21 protein-coding genes are annotated in these 16627 nt (G+C 66.7%); 3 read left to right on the top strand and 18 right to left on the bottom strand.

Going from position 1 to position 16627, the window contains the following annotated elements; translation table 11 throughout:
- Positions 1-31: 31 nt before the first annotated feature.
- The 4 genes from RZN05_RS14250 to RZN05_RS14235 form a co-directional block, all read right to left on the bottom strand.
- A complete protein-coding gene (locus RZN05_RS14250) occupies positions 32-1405 on the bottom strand; it encodes a UdgX family uracil-DNA binding protein (RefSeq protein WP_317227265.1) in 1374 nt (457 codons plus the stop codon).
- Positions 1406-1423: 18 nt separating this feature from the next.
- Positions 1424-2443: an SO2930 family diheme c-type cytochrome gene (locus RZN05_RS14245; RefSeq protein WP_317227264.1), complete on the bottom strand. Its 1020-nt coding sequence runs from the start codon at positions 2441-2443 to the stop codon at positions 1424-1426.
- A complete protein-coding gene (locus RZN05_RS14240) occupies positions 2440-3627 on the bottom strand; it encodes a parallel beta-helix domain-containing protein (protein ID WP_317227263.1) in 1188 nt (395 codons plus the stop codon). The genes RZN05_RS14245 and RZN05_RS14240 overlap by 4 nt, the downstream gene beginning before the upstream one ends.
- A 62-nt stretch (positions 3628-3689) precedes the next feature.
- Positions 3690-4052, bottom strand: coding sequence for a VOC family protein (locus RZN05_RS14235; RefSeq protein WP_317227262.1), 363 nt, complete (start codon positions 4050-4052; stop codon positions 3690-3692).
- Between the two features lie 106 nt (positions 4053-4158).
- Between RZN05_RS14235 and RZN05_RS14230 the strand changes: the two genes are divergently transcribed.
- On the top strand, positions 4159-4638 hold the full coding sequence (locus tag RZN05_RS14230; protein ID WP_317227261.1) for an Lrp/AsnC family transcriptional regulator: 480 nt from the start codon (positions 4159-4161) through the stop codon (positions 4636-4638).
- Here the strand turns inward: RZN05_RS14230 and RZN05_RS14225 are convergent, their stop codons facing one another.
- Together RZN05_RS14225 and RZN05_RS14220 are read right to left on the bottom strand one after the other, a co-directional pair.
- The gene (locus RZN05_RS14225) at positions 4639-5121 is read right to left on the bottom strand and encodes a hemerythrin domain-containing protein (protein ID WP_317227260.1); all 483 of its coding nucleotides are present in this window, start codon (positions 5119-5121) and stop codon (positions 4639-4641) included.
- Positions 5122-5183: 62 nt separating this feature from the next.
- A complete protein-coding gene (locus RZN05_RS14220; RefSeq protein WP_317227259.1) occupies positions 5184-6434 on the bottom strand; it encodes a putative DNA modification/repair radical SAM protein in 1251 nt (416 codons plus the stop codon).
- A gap of 80 nt (positions 6435-6514) precedes the next feature.
- Here RZN05_RS14220 and RZN05_RS14215 point away from each other — a divergent pair, with 80 nt between their 5' ends.
- Entirely contained in the window at positions 6515-7735 is a 1221-nt protein-coding gene (locus tag RZN05_RS14215) for a glycosyltransferase 87 family protein (RefSeq protein ID WP_317227258.1), read from the top strand.
- 54 nt (positions 7736-7789) lie between these two features.
- On the opposite strand, the gene RZN05_RS14210 is transcribed toward RZN05_RS14215, so the two are convergent.
- The 11 genes from RZN05_RS14210 to RZN05_RS14165 form a co-directional block, all read right to left on the bottom strand.
- The gene (locus RZN05_RS14210; protein WP_317227257.1) at positions 7790-8191 is read right to left on the bottom strand and encodes a hypothetical protein; all 402 of its coding nucleotides are present in this window, start codon (positions 8189-8191) and stop codon (positions 7790-7792) included.
- Between the two features lie 50 nt (positions 8192-8241).
- The gene (locus tag RZN05_RS14205; RefSeq protein ID WP_317227256.1) at positions 8242-8775 is read right to left on the bottom strand and encodes a demethoxyubiquinone hydroxylase family protein; all 534 of its coding nucleotides are present in this window, start codon (positions 8773-8775) and stop codon (positions 8242-8244) included.
- Entirely contained in the window at positions 8772-9254 is a 483-nt protein-coding gene (locus tag RZN05_RS14200) for a disulfide bond formation protein B (protein WP_317227255.1), read from the bottom strand. The genes RZN05_RS14205 and RZN05_RS14200 overlap by 4 nt, the downstream gene beginning before the upstream one ends.
- 3 nt (positions 9255-9257) lie before the next feature.
- Positions 9258-10592: a S41 family peptidase gene (locus tag RZN05_RS14195; RefSeq protein ID WP_317227632.1), complete on the bottom strand. Its 1335-nt coding sequence runs from the start codon at positions 10590-10592 to the stop codon at positions 9258-9260.
- A 66-nt stretch (positions 10593-10658) separates the two neighbouring features.
- Positions 10659-11831, bottom strand: coding sequence for a murein hydrolase activator EnvC family protein (locus RZN05_RS14190; RefSeq protein ID WP_317227254.1), 1173 nt, complete (start codon positions 11829-11831; stop codon positions 10659-10661).
- 3 nt (positions 11832-11834) lie between these two features.
- Positions 11835-12257 carry a 23S rRNA (pseudouridine(1915)-N(3))-methyltransferase RlmH gene (locus RZN05_RS14185; RefSeq protein ID WP_317227253.1) on the bottom strand — a complete coding sequence of 141 codons (423 nt, stop codon included), beginning with the start codon at positions 12255-12257 and terminating at the stop codon, positions 11835-11837.
- Between the two features lie 16 nt (positions 12258-12273).
- Complete coding sequence (gene rsfS / locus RZN05_RS14180; RefSeq protein WP_317227631.1) at positions 12274-12585, bottom strand: ribosome silencing factor; 312 nt, start codon at positions 12583-12585, stop codon at positions 12274-12276.
- Between the two features lie 78 nt (positions 12586-12663).
- Complete coding sequence (locus tag RZN05_RS14175) at positions 12664-13323, bottom strand: nicotinate-nucleotide adenylyltransferase (protein WP_317227252.1); 660 nt, start codon at positions 13321-13323, stop codon at positions 12664-12666.
- Positions 13324-13325: 2 nt separating this feature from the next.
- A complete protein-coding gene (locus RZN05_RS20675) occupies positions 13326-13601 on the bottom strand; it encodes a type II toxin-antitoxin system RelE/ParE family toxin (RefSeq protein WP_394804806.1) in 276 nt (91 codons plus the stop codon).
- Positions 13589-13840: a CopG family ribbon-helix-helix protein gene (locus RZN05_RS14170; protein ID WP_317227251.1), complete on the bottom strand. Its 252-nt coding sequence runs from the start codon at positions 13838-13840 to the stop codon at positions 13589-13591. Before RZN05_RS14170 ends, RZN05_RS20675 begins: the two co-directional genes overlap by 13 nt.
- Before the next feature lie 43 nt (positions 13841-13883).
- Complete coding sequence (locus tag RZN05_RS14165) at positions 13884-15143, bottom strand: glutamate-5-semialdehyde dehydrogenase (protein WP_317227250.1); 1260 nt, start codon at positions 15141-15143, stop codon at positions 13884-13886.
- Positions 15144-15190: 47 nt separating this feature from the next.
- Here RZN05_RS14165 and RZN05_RS14160 point away from each other — a divergent pair, with 47 nt between their 5' ends.
- On the top strand, positions 15191-16249 hold the full coding sequence (locus RZN05_RS14160) for a DUF3667 domain-containing protein (protein ID WP_317227249.1): 1059 nt from the start codon (positions 15191-15193) through the stop codon (positions 16247-16249).
- A 4-nt stretch (positions 16250-16253) separates the two neighbouring features.
- Here the strand turns inward: RZN05_RS14160 and RZN05_RS14155 are convergent, their stop codons facing one another.
- Complete coding sequence (locus tag RZN05_RS14155) at positions 16254-16613, bottom strand: hypothetical protein (RefSeq protein ID WP_317227248.1); 360 nt, start codon at positions 16611-16613, stop codon at positions 16254-16256.
- Positions 16614-16627: the final 14 nt, after the last annotated feature.

Raw genomic sequence — 16627 nt, 5'->3', positions numbered from 1 at the left:
GACTACGCTCGAAACGAACGGGCAGGGTGGGTTAGCCCAGCGCCTTCATCGCGCCCTTTAGATCCTCGACGAAAGCGGCATATTCCTCCTCCGCGCGCGCCTTGTCCGGCAAACGCAACAGGAAGCTCGGGTGAATCGTCACCCAGCCGCGCCCACCGTCGGGAAGCTCCAATATCCGCCCGCGCGCGGCGGTGATCGTCACCACCTTACCCAGCATCTGCCGCGCCGCGGTCGCGCCCAGCGCCACCGTCATCGCCGGCTTCACCAGCAGCCGTTCCTGTTCGTACCACCAGCGGCATGCCTGGATCTCGCCGGCATCGGGCTTGGAATGGATGCGCCGCTTGCCGCGCGGCTCGAACTTGAAGTGCTTGACCGCATTCGTGACGTACACCGTATCGCGGTCGATCCCGGCCGCGCCGATCGCGCTGTCGAACATCTGCCCCGCCGGCCCGACGAACGGTCGCCCGGCCAAATCCTCCTGGTCGCCGGGCTGCTCGCCGACGAACATCAGGCGCGCGTCGACGGGGCCTTCGCCGAACACGGTCTGGGTCGCATGCTTGCGGAGATGGCAGCGCGTGCAATCCGCGGCCTCGTCGCGCAGTGCCGCCCAGGCGCCTTCGATATTGCCACCGATCTCGCTGCGCGCCTTGGCCACCATCGCCGTCTCCCGCTGGCGCGCGCCCGCAATCAGTTCCTTGACCAGTGCGGTCTCGGGCATATTCTTCCAGTATTTCCGCGGCATCTCCTTGAGCATCGCCCCGGTCTTTAGTCGCGCAGGATTGAAGATCGACGCATAATAGGTCTTCCAGACGTCTTCGACCGGATCGTCGCCTGGCGCATCGGCCTTCGAAGCGCCCGGCCCCTCGGCCAGCGCCTCGCCGTCCCAGTGCAGCGACAATTCGGGCGTCAGGATCGACCAGCGCATGTTCGCGAAGCGCTCGACGAAGAAGCGTGCATTGGCGCGCACGATATGATGCTCGGGCTCGAACCACGCGACAAAGCGCACGCCATCCGCGTCTTGCACTTCGCGAAAGCGAACGAACGCCCGCATCTTATGGATGTCGCGCCGCACCTCGCGCGCCATCCCTTCGAGCCGGCGGACCAACGGATCGGCCCGGTCGTCTATTCGGCGCGGGCCGCTCGCCAGCAGCGTGTAGAGCAAAGCGAAACGCTCGGGATCGCCATGGAGGACGACGGTCTGGGCGAGATCCAGGAACGCGCGGGGCACCTGGAGCGCGCGGGGGGCGGCAGGGGGCAGCATTGCCTCGTCGCCGAACAGGTCCGCGAGCCGGTCGCCGACCTGCCAGACCACGTCGGAGGGCGCCACACGCGCGCCGGCCAGTGCCCGCGCCGCATCGCGCCAGCCTTCGAAATCATCCTCTGCCGACAAGCTTACGACGCGCACACGCTCTCCTGACACCCGTTAACGTGCATCATTGGATTTCGGCATCGAAGCAATCCATTCGCGCAACAGCGCCACCCCCTCGGCGTGCACCGTCGCCCGCCCTAGCTCGGGCATCGCGACCCCCGGATCGGTGCTTTCCATCCGATAGATCAGGATCGAAGCATCCGGATCGCCCGGCGCGATCGCGAAGTCGCGCCCGCCGCTGCCGCGTCCTGCTGCCACCGGGCGCTTGCCGATGCCGAGCGCCACCGGATCGGCGCGCGACAGTTCCAGGAACAGTCCCGAGTTCGACGCCGCACCGGCTGGGTTGTGGCAATGCGCGCAGTTGATCTCCAGATAGGCGCGCGCCCGCGCCTCGATCGGCGCTCTGGCATCGTTCCACCGCGCTACCCTTGGCGCATCTCCCGGCGACCGGTCGAGCATACCGGCGGCTACCAGCTTCTCGAGCTGGCCGTCGTGATGGAGATAGCGCGCCTTCATTCCGATAGGCATGATCGCGCCGGACAGCGCATGGCAGTCCTTGCACTGGTTCTGGTTGGGCACGGCATAGCTGATGCTGCGTGGCGCGCCGGAAGGATCGGTGAAGGTCACCGGAATCCGAGTCCCCGCGCGCTTGAGCAGCGCCTCGCTCCCTTCGGCGTTCCACACATAGGGCAGCGCCACCCACCCGCTCGCACGCCGCAGCAGCAGCCGCGTTTCCAGTGGCTTGAACCTGCCGCGCTGCGGATAGCCGAATGTCTTGATGATCGCGCTGCCCACCGGCAGGTCCAGCGCCGCCTCGGCGTCGTACCGCGCCTTTTGTCCCGCTGGAACGTAAAGATAGCGATGCTTGGCGGCGTAATCCGAGAAGAGCTGCGTCTCGAGATCATAGGGCGTCACCCGCGCCGCGGGGATCTCGCCGGCGAGATCGGTGAAGAAGCCATAGTCGGAGAGCCTGGCCGGCAATGCTTCGCCAGTGATTGCCGCGTCATTCACGTCACCCGGCCGCCCGGCGAGCGCCGCACAGAACAGCAGCACCGCCGCGGCGAGCGCCTTCACTTGGCCGCCGCCTCCATCGCCGCGGGGAGCACCACTGTTGCAGGAATCGGCGCCTCGGCACCATTGAGCTCGACCGGGGCGGGCTTGGCGGTCTCGATCGGCGCGCCCTGCTGCAATCCCATGCTCAGCACCGGCACTCCGTCGCGCACCCGCAGCGTGGCAGGATCACCGCTGCCGTCCCAAAGCACGGGCGGGATCATGCCCCCCAGAGCAGCGGCAACCTGATCGCCGCCCGGAAAGCCCGGCGCATAGCCTGCGCGGCCGTGCTTGTTCCCGGCAACCATGATCCGTGTCGGCACCGGCTTGAACTTGGGATCGTCATAGCTCTGGCGATAGGCGGTGATCATCACGTTCGCAGTGGCATTGCCTGACAGTTCGTTGCGCATCACATGGACATTGTCGTTGGCCATGATCAGCACGCCCGTCCCCGGCGGCACGGTCGCGACGATATTGCCCTTGGGCGCGAAATTGGCCTGGTTGTTGTCGATCACCCGGTTCTCGAACACGCGCACCTCGCCGCCACCCATCTTGGGCAAGCTCGGCATGTCGAACACCAGGATGCCGCCGGTATTGCCGGTGGCGAGATTCCCGAAGACATCGGCGTGGCGGCTGTTCTCGATCTCGATCCCGGCGACGTTGCCCGATACGCGCGAATTGCGCACCACGATCTGCTCGGACTGTCCGACATAGATCCCAGCGTCCGACGCACCCTTCACTTCTACGCCGTCGATCAGGATCGTCGTGCTCGATACCGGATAGACGCCGTACGCGCCGTTGGTCTGCTTGGGCCCGCCGGTCCATTCGACTCGGATGTCCTTGTAGACGATGCGGTCGGCGCCCTTGGACTTGATCCCGTCGCCCTTGCTGTCCTCGACCGCGAAGCCGCGCAGCACGACGTCGTCCGACGTCACCAGCAGCCCTTCGCCCGCGCCGAGCTGGCCCTTGAAGCTGAGCACGGTCTGGTCCGGTCCCGCGCCGCGCACGGTCACCCGGTCGACATCGAGGCTGAGCCCGTCGGTCAGCTCGAACCGCCCTGCGCCGATCCAAATTATGCTGCCGGGCTTCGCTTCGATCAGCGCGGTCTGGAGCCGTTCCTGCGCATCGGGCCCGGCCTCGACCGTCACGGTTTGCGCCGCCGCCGGTCCGGCGGCAAGCAGCGCGGCAAGCGTCCAGCTTCGCAGCATCGCTCTCTCCCCTGTTTTTCGGGCATGATACGCAGCCGCGGACGAATTGACAGCCTTGTTAATTAGCCGGGTTCGGCCTGGTGGCACACGAATTCGATCAGCCGCCCGTCAGGATCGCGCAGATAGCCGGCATAGTAGTTCGGGTGGATATGCGGGGCGAGCCCGGGCGCGCGATCGAGCGTCAGCCGAGCGCCGCGCGCGGTGTCGTAGATCCGATCGACCGTGGCCCGATCGGGTGCGGCAAAGGCGAAGTGGAGCTTCGAGGGCTCGCCCTTCACCAGGAACAGGTCGAGCGCGCCGTCGTTGCCGAACCCCTTGGCGATCCCGTCGATCTTCTGGACATAGCCGAGTGGCTCCAGCGCCTTGGCGTAGAAAAGCAGGCTTTCGGCCATGCGCTCGGTCTGGATTTCGATATGGTCGATCATGCGGCTCTCCTTGCGGGGAGAGATACGGGCGCGCGACGCGGATTTTTGGCGAAAGCACCGGCCAAAATGCCGGATTCCAGTGAAGATCGGCGCTAGGGTGGCGGCGATGGCCAGATCCGATCTCGACGCGTTCGACCGCAAGCTGCTCGCGCTCGTCCAGCGCGATGCCGATCGAACCGCGGACGCGCTGGCCGAAGACGTAGGGCTATCGCCGTCCGCAGTGCTGCGCCGGCTCAAGCGGTTGCGCGACGACGGCGTAATCGTCGCCACCACCGCGGTGGTCGATCCCATGAAGGTCGGCAAGCCCAACTTCTTCCTGACCGCGCTGGAGATCGAGCGCGAGCGCCCCGAACTGCTCGCGCGACTGCGCCAATGGCTCGCGGCGGAGGAGGGCATTCAACAATTCTACTACGTCACCGGCACCGCCGACTTCATCCTCGTCGTCGTCGCACCCGACGTCGGCGCCTATGACGCGCTGATGAGCCGGCTGATGGCCGAAAACCCGAACGTGCGCCGCTTCACCACGAATGTCGCGCTCGGCGTGGGCAAGCGCACCCTGTTCGTGCCAGTCCAACCAGCGGGCTGATCATTCCCGTTCGTCGCCCGGCGGATGCGCCTCGGCGCGCTCGAGTTCCCTGGGCTTGCGTTTCTCGAAGATCTTGCCGAGCCGTTCCTCCTCGGCTGCCGAGAGCCGCTTCTCGGCGGTGGGGAACATCTCTTCCTCTTCCTCGTCGATATGGTGGAGATAGCGGTGGCGCATCTCCTTGAACTTCACCAACCAACCCGACGACGACATCTCCATTTCGATCAGCTCGCCTAAAAAGTCATCGACTTCCTTGTGCTCGGAAACCGAGTGGCGCGCTTCCTCGCGCAGCTCGGGATCGGCGAGCATCGTCGCATAGAGCGTCTCCTCCTCGGCCGCGGCATGCGCCTGGAGCTCGAGCCGCAATTCCTCGAACAGCGCGCGACGTTCCTCGCTGTCGCCCGAAGTCTCGCCGACGCGCGCGAGCAGGTCGCGCTGGCGGTCATGGTCGGCGATCAGGTCGGCGAAGATGCGGGATTGGGCCATTGGAATGTCTCCTCGCTGGCCCAACGGCGGCCAGGGGGCGAGGTTTCACCCGCGAATCATTCTCACGCCGCGAACAGCTCGAGCTGTTCGCGCTTGGGGGCGACGAGCGTGCGCAAATCGGCGCGGTCGGACAATGCTACCGGCCGCCAGTCCTCGGCAACGAGGAACGGACGGACCTTTTTGATCGACGCGGTCAGCCGCGCGATATCGGCGAGGTGCAGCCGGCGCCAGCGGCGCGCGGCGAGGATCGCATCGACCGCCTTTACCCCGAGCCCGGGGACGCGGAGCAACGCCTCGCGCGGGGCGCGGTTGACGTCGACGGGGAAGCGGTCGCGAAACTTGAGTGCCCAGGCGAGCTTGGGATCGATGTCGAGCGGCAGCATGCCCGTCGCGGCATCGGCCGCGTCGGCGACTTCGCACGGCTGATAGTCGTAGAAGCGCATCAGCCAGTCGGACTGGTAAAGCCGATGTTCGCGCATCAGCGGCGGGCGCTGGAGCGGGAGCACTGCGCTCGCATCGGGGATCGGGCTAAACGCCGAGTAATAGACGCGGCGCAGCGCGAAACGGTCGTAGAGCCCGGCGGCGCGGGTGATGATGTCGCCGTCGGTCGCGGCGTCGGCGCCGACGATCATCTGGGTCGATTGGCCGGCGGGGGCGAATTTGGGCGCCGATTTGAATCGCTTCTTCGCATCGCCGGTATCGTCGATCGCACCGCGCACGTCGCGCATCGCGCCTTCGATCCGTGTCGCCGACTTTTCGGGTGCCAGCCGAGTGAGCCCCGCCACAGTGGGCAGCTCGACATTGATCGACACGCGATCGGCGTAGAGCCCGGCCTGGTGGACCAGCTCGGGATCGGCGTCGGGGATCGTCTTCAAATGGATATAGCCGCGAAAATCATGCTCCTCGCGCAGCAGCTGCGCGACGCGGACGATCTGCTCCATCGTATAGTTCGACGATCGGATGATGCCGGAGGAGAGGAACAGCCCTTCGATATAATTGCGCTTGTAGAAATTGAGTGTCAGCTTGACGACTTCCTCGGGGGTGAAGCGCGCGCGGCGAACATTCGAGCTCTTGCGGTTGATGCAGTAGTGGCAGTCGAAGATGCAGCTGTTGGTCAGCAGGATCTTGAGCAGGCTGATGCAGCGACCGTCGGGCGCATAGGCGTGACAGATGCCCATCCCGCCATCGGTCGAGCCCATGCCCTTGCCGCCGGTGGAGGTGCGCTTGACCGATCCCGACGACGAGCAGGAAGCATCATATTTGGCGGCGTCGGCCAAAATCGCCAATTTCGCGCGGAGATCGAGCTGAGCCATATGTTCTAACTATGTTCTCGTAATCACTAAGTCCAGAGGCGAGTGGACCTCCACGCACCTGCGCGATAAGCAACGCGGCGATGAGCAGGGCCGTTCCGCGCGAGATCAACTGGCGGATTGCCGCGCTGTGGCTGGCGCTTGCGGCGACGTGTAGTGCCGGATGGCTGTTCAAGGGGCATTGCGTGCCCGGCGGCTGGACCAACCTCGAGCAGTACACCACCGGCTGCTACAACGACGTGATGCCCTTCTGGCACGGCCGCCAGGTCGCCGAGGGGAAAGTCCCCTATTTCGAGACGCGGATGGAGTATCCCGTGCTCACCGGCGCACAGATCTGGGCGGAGGGGAGCGCGGCACGATTGCTGTTCGGTCCGCGCGCACGCGACTTCCATTTCCTCGGGCTCGTGGTGCTAGTCAATGCGCTGCTCGCCGCACTGGTGCTGAAGCTGTTCCTGCACGCGGGAATGGAGCGGAAGCGGCTATGGGCCTGGGTGCTCGCGCCGCCGCTCCTCCTCTATCTCGGGCATAATTGGGACATGGGCGCGGTCGCGCTCGCGGTGGCCGCGATGGTGCTTGCGCGCGAGGGCAGGCTGGTACCCGCTGCCGCCGCCGCAGGACTGGGCGCGGCCGCCAAGCTGTTCCCGGTGCTCGCGCTGCCGCTGATCGGGCTATCCGCTTTGTCCGACGACGCCCGGCCGTGGCGCGAGCGGCTGATGCGGGCGACGGCACTGTCGGCAGCGGCGATCGGTGCCTGGGCACTGGTCAACGCGCCGGTCGCGCTGTTCGCTTTCGACAATTGGAGCGAATTCTATCGCTTCTCGCAGGAGCGCGCAGGCACCGTAGCGGCAAGCTGGGACGTGCTGGCGAACCAGGGCTGGTGGTTCACGTCGGTCGACGATCGCAACCGCTACGCAGCGCTCGCCTTCCTGCTCGGTTTCGCGCTGATCGTCGCGCTCGGCTGGCGCCGGCATCGCAGCCATCTCTGGGTGCTGTTCACTCCGGTGCTCGCCTGGTTCATGCTGACCAACAAGGTCTATTCGCCGCAGTTCGACCTGTGGCTCTATCCGCTGCTGCTGCTCACCGCGCCTCGGCTCTGGCCTGTCGCGCTGTTCGTGCTGGGTGGCGTGGCCGCCTTCTTCGCCGAATTCTGGTGGTTCGCCGGGTTGGAGGGCGCCTGGCTCGCGACGACGCATGGGCATATCGCGATTGCCGCAGGGGTGCGCGGGGCGGCGATGCTGTGGATCATCGGCGACTGCGTGCTGCGTCCGCCGCCGGCGTGGCTGGTAAGGGCAAAATCAGCCTAGCAAGCCATAACCGTTCGTTTCGAGGGGAGGAAGGAGCGCTTCGCTCGGAGCAAATCAGGGCAGCGGCAGATCCGTCTGTGCCTCGCGGCGCTCCTTCGATTCGGCCCGCGCCCGTGTCGCATTCCGCACGAAGCAGCCGGTCGAGCCATTGGCGCCGACGGTCGAGCAGCTCCCCGTGCCCATCCGGCCCGCGTCGAGCGCGTCTTCCGAGCGCACCGCCCAGCTCTCATTGGCCTGCGGGCGGCCGGTCGAGCCGCGCAACGTCTGCGGGATGCGGAAGCGCTCGGATTCGTCGAGCCGCTGGCAGACGACGATCTCCTCGCCATTGTCGTTGGTCGGGCATTTGTCTTCGCCATAGATCAGCAGCACGCCGTTCTGCGCGGTCTGCGCCTGCGCTACCGGCATCAGCAACGGGGCTGCGGCAAGTCCCGCCATGATCACGATCCGCTTGAGCATCCGGCTTCTCCTCGCACCTGGTCTGGCGGTCTAACGCTTAACCGGGCCTGTCATATCCGTTTCGAGATCGCAATGGCGGCGCGGCAGCCCAGACGGATCATTCCCGAGAGTAGTGGATAGGCCACCGCAGTCTCGGCGCCATGGGCGATCGCGGTGTCGCGATGCTCGAGCTCCTCCTCGCGAAACTCGGCGACGGCGTGGCTCAATTCGGGGTCGTTCTCGCCCAGCTCGGCGAGCTGGCGCTGGTAGTGAAGATCGATCTCGGTCTCGACTGCGGCGGTGCACGCCATCGCCGCCGCCGGGCCGATCGCCGCCGTCGCAGCGCCGAGCGCGAAGCCCGCGACGTCCCAGAAGGGTTGGAGCGCCGTCGGGCGCACCCCGCGCCGCGCGATCATCGCATCGAAGAAGACGCGGTGCCGCTCCTCCTGGTTGGCCATGCCGTTGATCGTGCGTGCGGCGGGTGTACGGTCGCCCATCACCGCGAGCTGCCCGGCATAGATGCGCGTCGCGCCATATTCGCCGGCCTGGTCGACGCGGATCATCGCCTTGGTGCCTTCGCGGCGATCACCGGGCTTCCAGCTCATCGGCGGGCCTTTCGCGGCGCCAGGGCGAAGATCGCGACTGCGCCGCCGAGCGACAGGATCGCGTTGAAGCCCGCCAGGCTGATTCCGAAAAGCGTCCATTGCGGTACGTCACACCGCACGATCGGACGGCGCAACGCCTGGGTGAGCATCTCCATCGGATCGCCATGGCCGATCGGCGCGGTGCACGCGGTGATCCCCTGCCACCAGTGATATTCGACGCCGGCGTGGAACACCCCGATCGTCCCGCTGACGGCGATCAGCACCCCGGCGAACAGCACGAACAGCATCTTCACCGGCCGCGCCACCGGCGCAAAGGCGAGCAGCGCAACCGGAATCGCGGCATAATGCGGCCAGCGCTGCCAATGGCACATCTCGCACGGCACTAGCCCGAACAGCTGCGATCCCCAGGCGCCAGCGAGCAACGCCGCCGGAAGCAGGAGCGCGATCCATCGCGCGATGCGAAGCCCGTCGCTGCGCACGCCTTAGCGGCCGCCCTTGACGGCGACCTGCGGCTTGCCGCCCGACCGAACGATCGTCTGCAGCGCGTAATGGAGCTGGAAGTCCTCGATGCCCTTCTTCTTCAGTTCCTCGGCGGTCGCCGCGAAGCGCGGGTCGGTACGCGCATCGTCCTCGAGCGTCGCGTCGTCGACCTTCTCCGAATTGATCAGGTGCTTCCGCAAATCCGCCTCGCGGATCACGGTGCGGTCCTTGTAATCGGGGTCGGAAATCTGGGGCACGAGCAGGTCGGGCTTGATCCCGCCTTCCTGCACCGAATGCCCCGACGGGGTGTAGTAGCGCGCGGTGGTCAGCCGAAGCGCCGCGCGCGCGCCCATCGGCAGGATCGTCTGCACCGAGCCCTTGCCGAAGCTGCGCACGCCCATGACGAGCCCGCGATGATGGTCCTGGAGCGCGCCCGCGACGATCTCCGAGGCCGAGGCCGTGCCCGAATCGACGAGCACGATCACCGGCAGTCCCTTGGCGAGATCGCCCGGCACCATCGATTCGGCGTAGTAGCGCTCGATATCGCCCTTCTCGCGGCCGCGCTGCGAGACGATCTCGCCATGGCTGAGGAACACGTCGGAGACGGCGATCGCCTCGCTCAGCAGCCCGCCGCCATTCTCGCGCAGGTCGACGACATAGCCGAGCGGCTTGTGGCCGAGCTGCTTCTCGATGCCCTGGATCGCCTTGATCGTGTCGGCACCGGTCTGCGCGGTGAAGGTGTTGATGTTGATATAGCCGACGCCGTCCTTGACTTCCCACTTGACCGGCTTCTGGACAATGATCTCGCGAACCATGCTCATCTGGAGCGGCTTGTCGGCGCCGGCGCGGACGATCGTCAGGTTGATCTTGGTGCCAGGCTGGCCGCGCATCTGCTCGATCGCCTCGTCCAGGCTGCCGCCGACGATGAACTTGCCATCGATATGCGTGATATAGTCGCCGGACTTGATTCCCGCGCGCGCTGCGGGCGTGTCCTCGGTCGGCGAAATCACTTTCACCGCGCCATTTTCCTGCGTGACGGTGAGGCCGAGCCCGCCGTAATTGCCTTCGGTCTGGATCTTGAGATTGTCGAAGTCGAGGCCGTCAGCGAAGCTCGAATGCGGATCGAGCGCGGCGAGCATGCCCTGGATCGCGCCCTTCATCAGCGTCTTGTCATCGACCTTGTCGACATAGTTCGCCTTCACCTGGCTGAACACCTCCATGAAGGTGTCGAGTTCGCGATAGCTGTTGGTGTCGACCCCGGCCATCGCCCCTGAGGCGACGGGAACGAGCGCGAGCGCGCTGACGGCGGCGGTGACCTGGAGAAGCGGACGAAGCATCATGCGACTTTCGAACTAATACGACTTCGGTGATTTAGTGCAGGATAACGGCTTTTCCACGGCCTGTCAGTTCAGCAATTGCGCGAGGTCGACAGGCTGGCCGCGGCGGCGCAGCTCGATCGTGACGCGCGGCTCGCCCTCGCGCCAAGCGCGGCCGAGCACGCCGCCCTGCGCCACTTGGTTGCCAACGCGCACCGCGATCCCGCCCAGCCCGGCAACGAGCGTCGTCCAGCCCTCGCCATGATCGACGATGACGACGCCGCCATAGCCGCGGAAGGGCCCGGCATAGACCACGCGTCCCCCCGCGGGCGCGACGACGCGCGCGTTGACGGTGGTGGCGAGGGTGAGTCCGCGCGCTCGCACCCCGGTGGCGGAAAGCTCGCCGAGCCCGGTGACGAGCTGGCCGGCGACCGGCAGGCGATAGGCGGCCGGGCGCGCTGCCGGGGGCGAAGGCGATGCCGAATCGGGCCGCGGCAGCGGGCCCGGCAGGTCGAGCAGCGCGCGCTGGACCTGGTTAGCCTCCTCCTGACTCTGCATCTGGTCGACGATGTCGCGCGCGCGCTCGCCCATTGCCAGCGCGCGGTCCGATTCGACCAAGGCGCTGCGTCCGAGCGCCTGCGATCGTGCGCGGTGGGTCGCCTCGAGCTGGACGAGCGCGATCCGTTCGGCCTCCAGCCGCGTGCGGCCATCGCGCAGGCTCTGCACCGCGGTGTCGGCGTTGACGCGGAGCTGCTGGACGCGAGCGAGCTCGGCGCGGATCTCGGTAGTGCGCCGCTCGACTACTGGCAGCGTCGTGCCGAGCACCGCGCGAACATGGACCATGTCCTGCGTCGATCCCGGCTGGATCAGCCCGAGCACCGCGGGGCGCCGTGCCATCGATTGCAGCGCGGCGATCAGCCGGACGATGGGACCCTGGCGCTCGGCGACCTGGCTGCGCTGGCTGGCGAGCAACCGATCGACGATCGCGATCCGCGCCTCGGCGGCAGCGATATCGGCCTCGGCCGCCTTGATCCGTTCGGCGGCGGCGGCTTCCTGTGCGCGCGCCTTTGTCGCGCGATCGCGTTCATTGGCCGCCGCGGCTTCGAGCTGGCGGGCGCGGGCATCGGCGGCATTGGAGGCGGCGGTGGCCGATTTGAGCTTGGCCTGCTGCGCGCGCATCTCCTGCGCCGGCGCCATGCTCCCCGCGGCGAGCATGGCCAGCAAGGTCGCGGCAGTGGCGATGCTCCGCTTGGGCCCCATGGCTCACCCTTCGCGGTGATAGGGGTGATTGGCAAGGATCGAGGTGGCGCGCCACAATTGCTCGGCGAGCATCGCGCGCGCCATCAGATGCGGCCAGGTCGCGCGGCCGAACGAGATCAGCAAATCGGCCTCGGCGCGCTGGGCGTCGTCGAAGCCGTCAGCCGCGCCGATCAGGAAGCGCACCTCGCGCACCCCGTCGTCGCGCCAATGTCCCAGCCGCTCGGCGATCACGCGCGAGGGCAGGTTCTCGCCGGTCTCGTCCAGCATGACGAGGCGCGTGCCCGGCGCGCGCTCGGGCATCTTGCCGCCGGTGTCGGGAAGTTCGGTGATCCGGGTCGGCCAGGCGACGCGCTTGACATAGCGCTCGACCAGCTCGGCCTCGGGCCCGCGCCCGATGCGCCCGCGCGCGACGATATGGAGCAGCATCGCTGCCCTCGACCGCTCAGGCCTGCCCGGCGGTTTCCCCGAACGACCACATCCGCTCGAGATTGTAGAAGCTGCGCACTTCGGGGCGGAACAGGTGGACGATCACGTCGCCGGCATCGATCAGCACCCAGTCGGCGGTGGGCAGGCCCTCGACGCGTGGGCTCCGACCGAACTCGGCCTTGATCTTCTCGGCGAGCTTGGCCGCCATCGAAGCGACCTGGCGGGTCGAGCGGCCCGAGGCGACGACCATATAGTCGGCGATGCTGCTCTTGCCGGCGAGCGGGATCGAGACGGTTTCCACCGCCTGGTCGTCGTCGAGCGAAGCCATCACGAGTGCATGCAGTGCCTCGACGCCATCGGCACCGGGTCCGCGCAGCACATTGGGAGAAGTGGCCAAGTTAGTTCCTCAGGGTTGCAACGATTGTGCATGCGATGGTGGAGACGGCACGGGCGGCGGCGACAGGATCGCGCGCGCGCCCGGGAATTGCCGGTGCCAGGCAGGATCGGCGGCGCGAATGCGAGTCGCCGAAGTCGGATCGGGGCGAAAGCGCAGCAGCACGACGGCCGGCAATCTCCAACGCGTCCATTTCTTCGCCTGGCCTGCGGGCCGCACAGCGCGCCGCAGCCAACTCATCGCAGGACTTGCGTGAGCTCGGGCATCATAGCCCGGACGCGCAATCACCGCAATCGGAACCTGCCGGGCAATCCCGCGCCAGTCGCGCCACTGGTGGAACTGGGCGAGATTGTCGGCGCCCATCAGCCAGATGAAACGATGTTTGGGGTGGAGGCGCACCAGCTTGTCGAGCGTGTCGGCGGTGTAGCGGGTCTTGAGCCGTGCCTCGATCGCCGTTGCGCGGATCGGCGCGTGGCGCGCGATCCGGCGAGCCGAGGCGAGCCGGGCGGGGAAGGGCGCCATGCCCTTGACGGGCTTGAGCGGATTGCCGGGCGAGACCAGCCACCATACCTCGTCGAGTCCCAGCGCGCGCAGCGCGTGAAGCGAGAGTTTCCGGTGGCCGCGATGTGCCGGATTGAACGAGCCGCCAAGGAGGCCGATGCGTTTCCCCAAAGCTAGCGCCAATTTTCGCGGACGTGCCGGATGCGTGCTATTTCCAGATTTTCGGCCGCCACCCGATAGACGACACGATAGGGGGTTTGCGCTACTTTGAAGACGCGGAACTCGCCTCGGACGTGCCAGCCGTTTTGTGGATATTCTTGCAAGCGCGCCACTGCCGTTCGAACAGCTCGAAGCATCTGTGATGCGATTCTGGAATCCCGTTCGTCGAGAAACGCATCTATTTCCGCAAGATCCCGAAGCGATGCCTCCGACCAGATTACCGGCCGCATCGCGCCTCGTGCTTGGCGATCCTTTGGTCTAGTTCTGCCATGACCGTGGCGTGATCCACCACGCGGCCCGCCTCAAGATCGTCTATGCCTTCCTGGATGAAGGCCATGAACTCGCTTTCCGCTGCAACCGCACGCTCGATTGCCTCGATCGCGAAGTCGGTAAAGCTACAGCCACGCAACTCGATAATCCGCGCCACTTCGGCAGCCGTGTCGGGGCTAAGATCGGCAACGATGGTCATCGGTTTGTTCACGGCGTCAACCTACGCCTTCGAGGCGCGGGCTTCAAGGCCGCGCCTGTCCGCTCCCCCGGACCACCCATTTGTAGGTCGTCAGCCCCTCCAGCGCGACGGGGCCGCGGGCATGCAGCCGGCCGGTGGAGATGCCGATCTCGGCGCCGAGCCCGAACTCGCCGCCATCGGCGAATTGAGTCGAGGCGTTCCACATCACGATCGCGCTGTCGACTTCGCCCAGGAACCGCTCGGCGGTGGCGATGTCCTCGGTGACGATCGCGTCGGTGTGATGCGATCCGTGCGCGGCGATGTGCGCCATCGCCGCGTCGACGCCGTCGACCAGCTTCACCGAAAGGATCGCGTCGAGATATTCGGTATCCCAATCCTCGCTGCTCGCAGCGACGACGCGCGGCTCGATCGCCTGGACCTCGGCGTCGCCGCGCAGCTCGCACCCGGCCTCGGCCAGCGCCGCCAGCACCGGCGCGGGATCGGCGAAGCCGCGGTCGATCAGCAGCGTCTCGGTCGCGCCGCAGATGCCGGTGCGGCGCATCTTGGCGTTGAGCGCGAGGTCGCGCGCCATCGCCGGATCGGCGGCGCGATCGATATAGGTGTGGTTGAGCCCGTCGAGATGCGCGAGCACCGGGACGCGCGCCTCGGCCTGGACGCGCGCGACGAGGCTCTTGCCCCCGCGCGGGACGATCATATCGATCGCACCTTCGGCAGTGAGCATCGCGCCGACCGCGGCACGATCGGTAACCGGGACGAGCTGGATCGCGTCGGCGGGCATTCCGCCCGCCTCGAGACCCAGCGCCAACGCTGCGTGGATCGCGCGATTGCTGCGGATCGCCTCGGAGCCGCCGCGCAGGATCGCTGCGTTGCCCGACATCGCGCAGAGCGCGCCGGCATCGGCGGTGACGTTGGGCCGGCTCTCATAGATGATGCCGATCACTCCGATCGGGATGCGCACCCGCGTCAGCACCAAGCCGTTCGGCCGATCGACGCGCTCGATCAGCGTGCCGACGGGATCGTCGAGCTTCGCCACGGCCTCGACCCCCGCCGCGGTCGCTTCGACTCGCGCGGCATCGAGCCGCAACCGGTCGAGCAGCGCGCCCGACAGCCCCGAGGCCTCCGCCGCCGACATGTCCTGCGCATTCGCAGCGACGATCGCCTCGCTCGCATCGCGGATCGCCTGCGCCGCCGAAAGCAGGGCGCGGCTCTTTTGCTCGCTGGTCATCGCCGCCAGTCGGCGCGCCGCGGTGCGAGCCCGCACGGCCATGTCGGCGATCAGCATCTGTGTGTCTGCGTCGGCCATGCTGCACCCGCTAGCACGGCTTCACGCAAGCTGATAGGTCGTCGCTCATGGGGGAATTCGAAGCAGCCGGCGAGATCGTCACCGGAGGATTGCTGGGTCGCGCGGTGGAACCGCGCGCCGGCGAGGGGCATCATCAGGCACATGGGCTGTGCCTCAATTGCGGCACCGCACTGATCGGCTCGCATTGCCATCAATGCGGGCAAGCGGGGCATGTCCACCGCTCGCTGCACGCCATCGGACACGAGATCGTCCACGGCGTGTTCCATTTCGAGGGCAAGTTCTGGCGGACATTGCCGCTGCTCGCCTGGCGTCCCGGCGATCTCACGCGGCGCTATATCGCGGGCGAGCGTGCGCGCTTCGTTTCGCCGATGGCGATCTTCCTGTTCTCGATCTTCGCGATGTTCGCAGTCTTCTCGTTCGCGGGGATCGCGCCGCCGACCGACATGCGCGGCGTCAATGCCTATCCGCTCGCGGCGATCGGAGTCGAGCGCAAGCAGGTGACCGAAGATCGCAAGGACGCAATCGAGAAGCGCGACCGGTCCGAAATCGGCAGCGAGCGGCGCGCAAGGCAGGAGCGCGAGATCGCCGAAGCGGATGCGCGCCTCAAGGATCTCGACCTTGCCGCCAAGCAGCTCAAGGAGGATCCGATCGAGGTCAAGGTGGCGCACACGGGATTGTATGCACTCGATCACGGTATCGAGAAGTGGCAGCAGAACCCGTCGCTGATGATCTACAAGCTCCAGTCGAGCGTCTATAAATTCTCCTGGCTGCTCATCCCGTTGTCGCTGCCCTTCGTGTGGCTGCTGTTCTTCTGGAAGCGCCAATACAAGCTCTACGATCACGCCATCTTCATCACCTATTCGATCGCGTTCATGTCGCTGCTGTTCATTGCCCTCACCGTGGCTCGCGCGGCAGGGGCACCCTATAAGATGCTAGGTATGGCGGGGATGCTTATCCCGTTCGTCCACATCACCCGGCAGCTGCAACAAGCCTATCGGCTGCGCTGGTGGTCGGCGATCCTGCGCGCGTTGGTGCTGACTCATCTGATCGCGATCATAATGACCATCTTCCTGCTGATCCTCGTCAGCATGGGCATGATGGGCTGAAATATCAGCGGCAGGGATAGGTCCGCTTCATATAGGCGTAGACCGCCGCCTTCATGCTCATTCCCCGCTTGGCGGGGGGGATCTTCTCGAGCTCGGCGAGCATCTGGCGCGGGCTGAGCTTGGGCTTGCCGGTCTCGGGCGGGCAGCTGTGCGGGGTCTTGCCCGCCGCCCGCGCCGCGCGCAGGTCGGCCGTGTAGGAGGCGCGGATCGCCGCGACTTCGCGCTTGAGCAACTCGGCATCGGGCGAGAGGATCGCCAGCGCACCCTGCGCCTGGAGCGCCTTGGCCTTGGCGAGGAATTGCGCGACGCTCATCGCCTGCGCCGTGCCGGGCAGGACCAGCGCCGCAACAACCATCGCCAACATCACACGCCGCATAC

Origin of the sequence: Sphingomonas sp. HF-S4 (assembly GCF_032911445.1) — a bacterium.
GTDB lineage: Bacteria > Pseudomonadota > Alphaproteobacteria > Sphingomonadales > Sphingomonadaceae > Sphingomonas > Sphingomonas agrestis.
Note: the sequence above shows the minus strand (reverse complement) of the source record. Positions and strands in the feature narration are given on the sequence as shown.

Bases quoted from the DNA above. Each gene is read 5' to 3' on its own strand.
- RZN05_RS14165 (WP_317227250.1), bottom strand. From the start codon at position 15,143: ATGGCCGACGCAGACACACAGATGCTGATCGCCGACATGGCCGTGCGG.
- RZN05_RS14185 (WP_317227253.1), bottom strand. From the start codon at position 12,257: ATGCTGCTCCATATCGTCGCGCGCGGGCGCATCGGGCGCGGGCCCGAG.
- rsfS (WP_317227631.1), bottom strand. From the start codon at position 12,585: ATGGCTTCGCTCGACGACGACCAGGCGGTGGAAACCGTCTCGATCCCG.
- RZN05_RS14190 (WP_317227254.1), bottom strand. From the start codon at position 11,831: ATGGGGCCCAAGCGGAGCATCGCCACTGCCGCGACCTTGCTGGCCATG.
- RZN05_RS14155 (WP_317227248.1), bottom strand. From the start codon at position 16,613: ATGTTGGCGATGGTTGTTGCGGCGCTGGTCCTGCCCGGCACGGCGCAG.
- RZN05_RS14220 (WP_317227259.1), bottom strand. From the start codon at position 6,434: ATGGCTCAGCTCGATCTCCGCGCGAAATTGGCGATTTTGGCCGACGCC.
- RZN05_RS14205 (WP_317227256.1), bottom strand. From the start codon at position 8,775: ATGAGCTGGAAGCCCGGTGATCGCCGCGAAGGCACCAAGGCGATGATC.
- RZN05_RS14195 (WP_317227632.1), bottom strand. From the start codon at position 10,592: ATGCTTCGTCCGCTTCTCCAGGTCACCGCCGCCGTCAGCGCGCTCGCG.
- RZN05_RS14225 (WP_317227260.1), bottom strand. From the start codon at position 5,121: ATGGCCCAATCCCGCATCTTCGCCGACCTGATCGCCGACCATGACCGC.
- RZN05_RS14230 (WP_317227261.1), top strand. From the start codon at position 4,159: ATGGCCAGATCCGATCTCGACGCGTTCGACCGCAAGCTGCTCGCGCTC.
- RZN05_RS14240 (WP_317227263.1), bottom strand. From the start codon at position 3,627: ATGCTGCGAAGCTGGACGCTTGCCGCGCTGCTTGCCGCCGGACCGGCG.
- RZN05_RS14215 (WP_317227258.1), top strand. From the start codon at position 6,515: ATGAGCAGGGCCGTTCCGCGCGAGATCAACTGGCGGATTGCCGCGCTG.
- RZN05_RS14235 (WP_317227262.1), bottom strand. From the start codon at position 4,052: ATGATCGACCATATCGAAATCCAGACCGAGCGCATGGCCGAAAGCCTG.
- RZN05_RS14170 (WP_317227251.1), bottom strand. From the start codon at position 13,840: ATGACCATCGTTGCCGATCTTAGCCCCGACACGGCTGCCGAAGTGGCG.
- RZN05_RS20675 (WP_394804806.1), bottom strand. From the start codon at position 13,601: ATGCGGCCGGTAATCTGGTCGGAGGCATCGCTTCGGGATCTTGCGGAA.
- RZN05_RS14160 (WP_317227249.1), top strand. From the start codon at position 15,191: ATGGGGGAATTCGAAGCAGCCGGCGAGATCGTCACCGGAGGATTGCTG.
- RZN05_RS14210 (WP_317227257.1), bottom strand. From the start codon at position 8,191: ATGCTCAAGCGGATCGTGATCATGGCGGGACTTGCCGCAGCCCCGTTG.